Origin of the sequence: Luteitalea sp. (assembly GCF_022842525.1) — a bacterium.
Classification (GTDB): Bacteria; Acidobacteriota; Vicinamibacteria; order Vicinamibacterales; family Vicinamibacteraceae; genus Luteitalea.
The window spans coordinates 1-7,369 of the sequence record NZ_JALHPM010000251.1 but is presented as its reverse complement, the minus strand read 5'-3'; the positions used below and the strand labels follow the sequence as shown (position 1 = coordinate 7,369).

Genomic DNA, 7,369 nt, shown 5'->3' with positions numbered 1-7,369 from the left:
GCCCCGTAAGTGCTTTATTTTCAGCGTTTAGATGATGGCGGAGAGGGTGGGATTCGAACCCACGTGACGGTTTCCCGTCTAGACGCTTTCGAGGCGCCCCCGTTATGACCGCTTCGGTACCTCTCCGCGCGAGGTAGGAACGGAGATTTTAGCACGGGGCTGGACGCTCATCCAGCCCCGGCACCCACCCGCCTACCGGGGCGTTTGCGGCAGGGTCGACGGGTTGGGCTGACCGCCGATCGACGGGCAGGTCGTCCCCGTAGCCACCACGGTGGTCACCTGGAGCCGGCGGACGTTGACGTCGACCTCCTCCTTGGTCTCCACCGTCGGCGTCTGACTGGTCCCGGCGGCCGGCTGCTGTTCCGCCTCGTCGGTCCGCTCCATGTCGCCCTCGCGACGCATCGACGCATCTTCGCGCCCACGCGCCGTCACGACCGTGTTGGCGTGGCGACGGAAATCCTCGACGTCGCCGACCAGTTCGTAGGTGAACGTCTGCGCCGTCGGCGTGGTCGGCGTCGCGGCCGCGGCCGGAGCCGACCCGGCAGCCGTCTCGGGCGTCGGGGTGAGGGCGTAGCTCGAACCCTCGAGGTTCGCCGTCAGGCAGCCCGTGACGCTGATCTCCGGCCCACGCGCCATCGTCGAGTCCTCGGTCGCCGGCGCGCTGGCCTGGGTGGTGTTCGCGTCGGGCTGGTCGTCAGCGCCGCCGCAGCCGGCCGCGAGGACGACGCCCGAGGAGAGAAGAACGGTCGTGCAGAGTCTGGTGAACAAGGGGGTGCGCTTCATGCAACCCTTTTCAGCAAAGGCTGTGCCCGCGCGACGCGCCGCCACGCCGCACGAAAGGCGCCACGCCCCCCACGTCTCGCCGTCGTCGTGCGCTACGCTTGACGCGTGTTTCACGCACGACGGCCGCGCTCGCCGCTCGACACCTGCCTCACGGTGATCTGGACCGTACAGGCGTCGGCCGGGCCGCGCGCGCTCGAGCGGGTGCTGCCCTCGGGCACGGCCCAGTTCGTCATCAATCTCGCAGAGAACAGGACGCGCAGCTACGACCAGCGGCAGGGCTTCCGCTGCACGGAGAACGCTGGTTCCCTGCTCGGCGGGCCACGCACCGGCTACGAGATCATCGACACCGACGAGCAGACCGACGTCGTGGGGGCGTGCGTCGCTCCCGGCGGTCTGGCGTTCCTGACGGCTCCCCCTGCCGCGGCATTCGCGGAGTGCGACGTGCCCCTCGACGCCCTCTGGGGCCATCACGTCGTCGACCGCCTGCGGACACGACTGTGCGAGGCCCGCTCACCCGCCGCACGGCTCGACGTCCTCGAAGCCGCGCTCCTGGCGCAGTGGCGCGACCGAGCTTTGCATCCAGCCGTGGCCTGCGCGCTGGAGACCTTCGCCCGACGCCCGGCCGTGTCGACGGTGCGCGACGCGGTCGAGGCCGCCGGCGTCAGCGCCCGACACCTCATCGATCGCTTCACCGCCCAGGTGGGCCTCACGCCGAAGCGCTTCTGCCGGGTGCGCCGCTTCCAGCGCGCCATCGCACTGGCGCACAGCGGCCAGGCCGAGGAGTGGGCCGCCATCGCGGCCGACTGCAGGTTCGCCGATCAGTCACACCTCGTGCACGAGTTCCGCGCCTTCGCCGGCCTGCCGCCCTCCGCGTACCTCGACCACCGGACGCCGCATCGCAACCACGTCACGTTTCTCCAAGACGACGCGCCCCCCGCCGCGTGACCATGCGCCCATGACCGACACGACCTACCGCACCGTCAACCTCTACCTGATGCTGGACGACGCCAACGCCGAAGTGGCCTTTCTCGAAGCCGGTCTCGGCGGAACGGTCCGGCAGATCGACCGCACGCCAGACGGCCGGGTGACGCACGGCGAAGTGGCCATCGGCGACTCGGTCGTCATGGTGTCGCAGGCCAGCGAGAAGTGGCCGGCCACGCGCAGCGCGATCTACCTCTGGGTGGACGACGTGGATGCGCGGTTCGCGCAGGCACGCGCCGCTGGCGGCCGCGTCGAGAGCGAGCCGGCCGACATGCCGTACGGGCACCGCCACGGCGGCATCATCGACCCCAACGGCAACACCTGGTGGATTGCGTCGCCGGTGCGCAGCAGCGCGCCCTGAGACGCGGCGCGACGGTCAGGCGCGGCGCCGTCGAAAGAAGTCCTGCATCAGGCGCTGCGCCTCGTCGGCGAGCACGCCCTCGACGACCTCGACCCGATGGTTGAGGCCAGGGGCCGCGAGGACCTGCGCGGTGGAGACCACCGCGCCGGCTCGTGGCTCGCGCGTGCCGAACACCAGCCGTGCGATGCGGGCGTGCACGAGCGCGCCGGCGCACATCGTGCACGGCTCGATGGTCACGTAGAGCGACGCACCCGTCAGCCGATACTTTCCTGTATACGCGGCCGCCTGCCGCAGGGCCACGATCTCGGCATGGGCCGTCGGGTCGACGCCGCTGATCGGCCGGTTGTAGCCGCGCCCGACGATGACGCCGTCCTGCACGACGACCGCGCCCACCGGCACCTCGCCGCACGCCGCCGCGGCACCCGCCAGCCGCAACGCTTCACGCATCGGGCCGGTCGGGTCGTCGATCACGGGCGCAGGAGCGTCAGCGGCCATCGGCCGACATTGTGACGCAGGGACGGGGGGCAAGGGACAGGGCGGCGGGGGCAGAGGTCACCGCGAGGGAGGATGGTGCGCCTCGTCGACGACTCGACGGCAGGGCGCGGGTGCGGTGCTGATGCGCTAGTACCATGTGCTCCGTGCCCTCTGGGCCTGGCTCGCCAATCCGTTCACCGGGCCGCTGGAACCCGACGATCCCGTAACGAGCACCCATCACGGGCGGCTGCCCCCCGGAGCTGACGTGGAAAGCAATGTGACATGACACATCAACGAAGACAGTTCCTGAGAAACGCCGGCGTTGGGCTCGGCACACTCTGGCTCACAGGTTGCGCCAGCAACGATGGCACACCAGGCGAAGCCGCCAGGCCGCTCTTCTTCAAGATGTCCCTCGCCGAGTGGTCACTGCACAAGACCATTCTCGAGGACAAGACACTGGACAACCTCGAATTTGCCGCCACCGCCCGCCACAAGTACGGCATCGAGGCCATCGAGTACGTCAACCTGATGTTTGCCGACAAGGCCAGGAATGCCGCCTACTTGGCCGAGCTGAACAAGCGCGCCGCCGACAATGGTGTGCAGCAGCTCCTCATCATGATTGACAGTGAGGGAGGCATGGCCGAGACGGACACGAAGAAACTGGCCGAGTCCGTCGAGAACCACAAGAAATGGGTGGACGCCGCCGCCACGCTCGGCTGCCACAGCATCCGCGTGAACGCATTCAGCAGCAACCCGAAAGCCGAGGAAGCTGCCAAGGCCGCCGTCGAGGGCCTCGGAAAGCTGGGCGAGTACGGGGCAAAGGCGGGCATCAACATCATCGTGGAGAACCACGGCGGCTTCTCCTCCAACGGCGCGTGGCTCGCCGGCGTGATGCGCACCATCAACCAACCCAACGTGGGAACCCTGCCCGACTTCGGCAACTTCTGTGTCGCAACGGACAGCAAGGACGGCGACCCCTGGAGCGGCACGTGCCTCGAGGAGTACGACCGCTACACGGGCATGGCCGAGATGATGCCGTTTGCCAAGGGCGTCAGCGCCAAGGCTCAAGAGTTCGACGCCGAGGGCAACTGCATCGAAACCGACTACCGCCGGATGCTGACAGTGGTGAAGGATGCTGGCTATACCGGCTATCTCGGCATCGAGTTCTCGGGTACGAAGCCGGAGGACGAGGGCATCAGACTGACCAAGGCCCTGTTGGAAGCGGTGGGAGCGGAACTGGGATGATGGTCGTGCGAGATGCCGGCAGGCCGCAGGACATGGCCGGGGCCAGTGCTTCCTGTCGTCGATACAAGAGTGAGGCACCCTGGCATGGCGCCTCACTCTCGAGGTTGAGAGTGATAGGCCGTCGGGTGCCTGGCGACAGGCCTCCCCTCTCTCTATGCGTAAGGAGACCTCCATGCAGCATCGCGTGTTCCCCGCCGCCGCATTGATCGCGGCACTCCTCTGTGTCGCACCGTTCGCCCATGCCCAGCAGAACCAGGCGCCTGAGGGCTTCACGGCGTTGTTCGATGGCAAGACCCTCGACGGCTGGTGGGGCTGGGGAACGAAGCACTACGACGAGTACATGAAACTCGACGCCGCGGCGTTGAAGGCGCTCCAGGAGCAGAGCCGGATCGAAATCCGGAAGCACTGGCGGGTGGAGAACGGCGAACTGGTGGGCTATGGAAAGGAGCTCTTCCTGACCACGAACGAGTTCTACGAGGACTTCGAGCTCCTGGTCGAGTACAAGACCGTGCCGACGGCGGACTCGGGCATCTACCTGCGCGGCTGTCCGCAGGTACAGATCTGGGACTGGACCAAGGCTGGTGGCAAGTGGGAGCTCGGGGCGGACAAGGGTTCCGGCGGGTTGTGGAACAACAAGAAGGGCTCGAAGGGGAGGGACCCGCTCGTGCTGGCGGACAAGCCGTTCGGTGAGTGGAACAGCTTCCGCATCACCATGGTCGGGGACATCGTGACCGTCTATCTCAACGACAAGCTGGTCGTCGACCATGCGCGAATGCACAACTTCTTCCTCCGCGAAGATCAGACCCAACTGCTCGCTGATCAAGAGGGACCCATGCCGAAACGCGGGCCGATCCAGCTCCAGACCTACGGCGACGAGGTCCGCTGGCGGAACGTGTTCATCCGCAAGATCGACGCGAAAAAGGGGAACAACTAGGCTGCGTTTTCGCCGATCGCACCTCCCTGCACTCGGCCAGTTGAATCGTCAGCCAATCGCGGCGGTCGTCTGGGTGACGCTTGCGCCCAACCGAGACCGCATGGTCAGCCTTGTCTCCCGGCGCCTTGTCAGGGACGGCGGGCCACATGCCCGCAGCGCGCGCAGGTCCTGGTCGCCGAACGCGCGGAGGTGCGCCTCGGTCAGGCGATGCTCCCGCCTGGTCCCGTCAACGATCGGATTCTGCGGAGGATGGTGCGCCCTGCCGACGATTCGACGGCAGGGCGCTGAGCGCGCAACGTGACACGCCCGCCGGGGCAGGCGGGCAACACGGATCAGGGGGAGCGTGGATGGTGCGCTTACCGACGATTCGACGGCAGGGCGCCGAGGGCGCAGCGCGAGGCGACCGCCGCTGAAGCGGGCAGGGCGGACCAGACGAATGCAATGAAGATGGTGCGCCCTGCACGATTCGAACGTGCGACCTCCTGGTTCGTAGCCAGACGCTCTATCCAGCTGAGCTAAGGGCGCGTAGGGACTGGTGCACGGTTGCCCGACGAGAACGTCGGCTCCACGCACAGAATTCGGAGTCTAGCATACGGGCGGCTCGTCCGCCACCCCCGCCCGCCGCAGCACCGGTTCGGCCACCTCGCGAATCCGGCGGGCCAGCGCCTCGGGATCCATCTCCTGGTACCGCGGCAGGAACAGCTCCACCGACAACGGGCCGGCATAGCCCCGGGCCGCGAGCAGACGCAAGGTCGACTCGAGCGGCGCGACCCCCTCGCCGGGCAGGACCCGGCTGGCGCTGTCGAGCAGTTCGCGCGGCAGGTCCGGGACGTCCTGGAAGTGCACGTGGCGGACCTCGCCGGGGCGAAGGTCGTCGAGGTCCTCGGCGCGATTGAGGCCCGACCAGAAGTGATAGCAGTCCAGCACCACGCCGACATTCGGATGAGCGGCCTGCCGCAGGACCCGCAGCGTCGTCGGCAACGTCGCCATGTACGGCGAGCTGCGCACGAACTCGACGTTGAAGCCCAGGCCATGGGCGGCGGCGACATCGCCCGCCCGACGCATCGCCTCGGCGACGCCGCCATAGTCGTCGATCGACAGACGGCGGGTGCCGCCCGTGTGCGCGTAGGCCCGCGGGATGCCCAGTGACGCGAAGAGGTCGAGGCGCGTCCGCAGCTGCTCCAGCGCCGCCGCCTGGTGCGGTCCAGGCTCGAGCAGCCCGTCGATCTCCACCGCGCCGTGCACGGCCGTCAGGCCGTTGTCGGACAGGACCGCCCGCGCATCGGTGCGCGTCTGCGCCCGGAGGAAGTCCTCGACGATGGTGGCGTGCAGCTCGACCTGCGTGATGCCCGCCCTGGCCCATCCCTCGAGCGCCCGTCGATATCCCGCCGGAGCGGACGATGTGGTGTGGAGGCAGAGACGCACGTCGCGTGGCGACCGACGATCGGCCGAGATGGCGCATGCTACCGCACCGACACCGCGCGGCGCGCCGCCACGCCTCGCGCCGCACATGCTCTGCTAGCATCTGCCTGACCTCGCCGCTGGCAGGCGAGGCTCGACGCGTCCCCATGACTCCCCCACCTTCGCGCGGACTCAGGCTCCTCGGCATCGCGCTGGCGGCGTGCGCCTTCGCCGTCCTCACCGGCACGGCCGCACCGCCCATGCGTGCCGCGCATGGCACGACCGTCGCGCGCGCCGGCACCGGACGCATCGAGGGCACCGTCACGCTGCCGGATCGTCGAGCCACCAGGACCAGCGACCGCTATCAGTCCTCGACCGGCGAGGCGCGCGACGTCCAGGACGTGCCCGCCGTCGTGTACCTCCTCGGCGCCATGCCGGGCACGGCCGCGGCGCGGCCCTCGGGCCCGCTGGCCCTGACGCAGAAGGGCGAAGCGTTCCAGCCGCCATTGCTCGTGGTGCCGGTGGGCGCCCGGGTCAACTTCCCCAACGGCGATCCCCTGTTCCACAACGTCTTCTCGTACTCGCGCGCCAGGCGGTTCGACCTCGGGCGGTATCCGAAGGGCGAGGCCAAGACCGTCGTGTTCGACAGACCCGGTTACGTCAAGGTGCTCTGCGAAGTCCACAAGTGGATGCGCGCCGGTGTCCTCGTCGTGGAGAACCCCCACTACACGCTGCTGCCGGATCACGGGCGCTTCCACCTGGATGACGTGCCGGCAGGACGCCACCGCGTGGTGGTCGAGACGTTCGACCGTCGCGCACAGGCCGAGGTGCTGGTCCCCGAGGGTGGCACGGCGACCGTGACCCTCTCGCCGTGAGCGGCGCTGCGGCCGCCCGCGGCTCGCGACTCGGCACGCTGCTGCGGCGGCCTCTGCGCGACGTCAGCTTCCGGGTGCGCCTGCTGGCAGCGCTGGTCGGCAGCGTCGGCATCCTCGGGCTCAGTGGGCTGCTCGTCGTCGGCATCCAGACGCAGCGGCAGGTCGCCTGGGTCGTGCAGCACCGGGCCGAGCAGACACGCCGCGCCCTCGCGGAAGTCGAACGACTCCGTCGGGCCGAACTCGAGCGCCTCGTCCTTCGCCTCAGCAGCTCGATCCGCATCGTCGCCGCGCTCGATTCGGTGGTGAATGGCGGCG

General features: G+C 68.8%; 9 protein-coding genes and 2 tRNA genes. 6 read left to right on the top strand and 5 right to left on the bottom strand.

Annotated features, from left to right (window positions below; all coding sequences use genetic code 11):
• Positions 1–35: 35 nt before the first annotated feature.
• A tRNA-Ser gene (locus tag Q0C41_RS28350) sits at positions 36–126 on the bottom strand.
• Positions 127–192: 66 nt separating this feature from the next.
• The gene (locus Q0C41_RS28345; RefSeq protein WP_291989846.1) at positions 193–783 is read right to left on the bottom strand and encodes a hypothetical protein; all 591 of its coding nucleotides are present in this window, start codon (positions 781–783) and stop codon (positions 193–195) included.
• A 105-nt stretch (positions 784–888) separates the two neighbouring features.
• On the opposite strand from Q0C41_RS28345, the gene Q0C41_RS28340 reads away from it, so the two are divergent.
• Entirely contained in the window at positions 889–1,728 is an 840-nt protein-coding gene (locus Q0C41_RS28340) for an AraC family transcriptional regulator (protein WP_291989844.1), read from the top strand.
• Positions 1,729–1,738: 10 nt separating this feature from the next.
• On the top strand, positions 1,739–2,125 hold the full coding sequence (locus Q0C41_RS28335) for a VOC family protein (RefSeq protein ID WP_291989843.1): 387 nt from the start codon (positions 1,739–1,741) through the stop codon (positions 2,123–2,125).
• Positions 2,126–2,140: 15 nt separating this feature from the next.
• Here the strand turns inward: Q0C41_RS28335 and tadA are convergent, their stop codons facing one another.
• The gene (gene tadA, locus Q0C41_RS28330) at positions 2,141–2,620 is read right to left on the bottom strand and encodes a tRNA adenosine(34) deaminase TadA (RefSeq protein ID WP_291989841.1); all 480 of its coding nucleotides are present in this window, start codon (positions 2,618–2,620) and stop codon (positions 2,141–2,143) included.
• 261 nt (positions 2,621–2,881) lie between these two features.
• On the opposite strand from tadA, the gene Q0C41_RS28325 reads away from it, so the two are divergent.
• Positions 2,882–3,844, top strand: coding sequence for a TIM barrel protein (locus tag Q0C41_RS28325; RefSeq protein ID WP_291989839.1), 963 nt, complete (start codon positions 2,882–2,884; stop codon positions 3,842–3,844).
• Between the two features lie 172 nt (positions 3,845–4,016).
• Positions 4,017–4,778, top strand: coding sequence for a DUF1080 domain-containing protein (locus Q0C41_RS28320; protein WP_291989837.1), 762 nt, complete (start codon positions 4,017–4,019; stop codon positions 4,776–4,778).
• A 448-nt stretch (positions 4,779–5,226) separates the two neighbouring features.
• Here Q0C41_RS28320 and Q0C41_RS28315 read toward each other — a convergent pair.
• Positions 5,227–5,303, bottom strand: a tRNA-Arg gene (locus tag Q0C41_RS28315).
• Positions 5,304–5,363: 60 nt separating this feature from the next.
• A complete protein-coding gene (locus Q0C41_RS28310) occupies positions 5,364–6,203 on the bottom strand; it encodes a sugar phosphate isomerase/epimerase (protein ID WP_291989836.1) in 840 nt (279 codons plus the stop codon).
• A gap of 143 nt (positions 6,204–6,346) precedes the next feature.
• Between Q0C41_RS28310 and Q0C41_RS28305 the strand changes: the two genes are divergently transcribed.
• Together Q0C41_RS28305 and Q0C41_RS28300 are read left to right on the top strand one after the other, a co-directional pair.
• On the top strand, positions 6,347–7,054 hold the full coding sequence (locus Q0C41_RS28305) for a hypothetical protein (protein WP_291989834.1): 708 nt from the start codon (positions 6,347–6,349) through the stop codon (positions 7,052–7,054).
• On the top strand, positions 7,051–7,369 hold a 319-nt coding region (locus Q0C41_RS28300), incomplete at its 3' end, for a hypothetical protein (protein ID WP_291989831.1). The genes Q0C41_RS28305 and Q0C41_RS28300, both read left to right, overlap by 4 nt.

Bases quoted from the DNA above. Each gene is read 5' to 3' on its own strand.
- Q0C41_RS28345 (WP_291989846.1), bottom strand. From the start codon at position 783: ATGAAGCGCACCCCCTTGTTCACCAGACTCTGCACGACCGTTCTTCTC.
- Q0C41_RS28335 (WP_291989843.1), top strand. From the start codon at position 1,739: ATGACCGACACGACCTACCGCACCGTCAACCTCTACCTGATGCTGGAC.
- tadA (WP_291989841.1), bottom strand. From the start codon at position 2,620: ATGGCCGCTGACGCTCCTGCGCCCGTGATCGACGACCCGACCGGCCCG.
- Q0C41_RS28325 (WP_291989839.1), top strand. From the start codon at position 2,882: ATGACACATCAACGAAGACAGTTCCTGAGAAACGCCGGCGTTGGGCTC.
- Q0C41_RS28320 (WP_291989837.1), top strand. From the start codon at position 4,017: ATGCAGCATCGCGTGTTCCCCGCCGCCGCATTGATCGCGGCACTCCTC.
- Q0C41_RS28305 (WP_291989834.1), top strand. From the start codon at position 6,347: ATGACTCCCCCACCTTCGCGCGGACTCAGGCTCCTCGGCATCGCGCTG.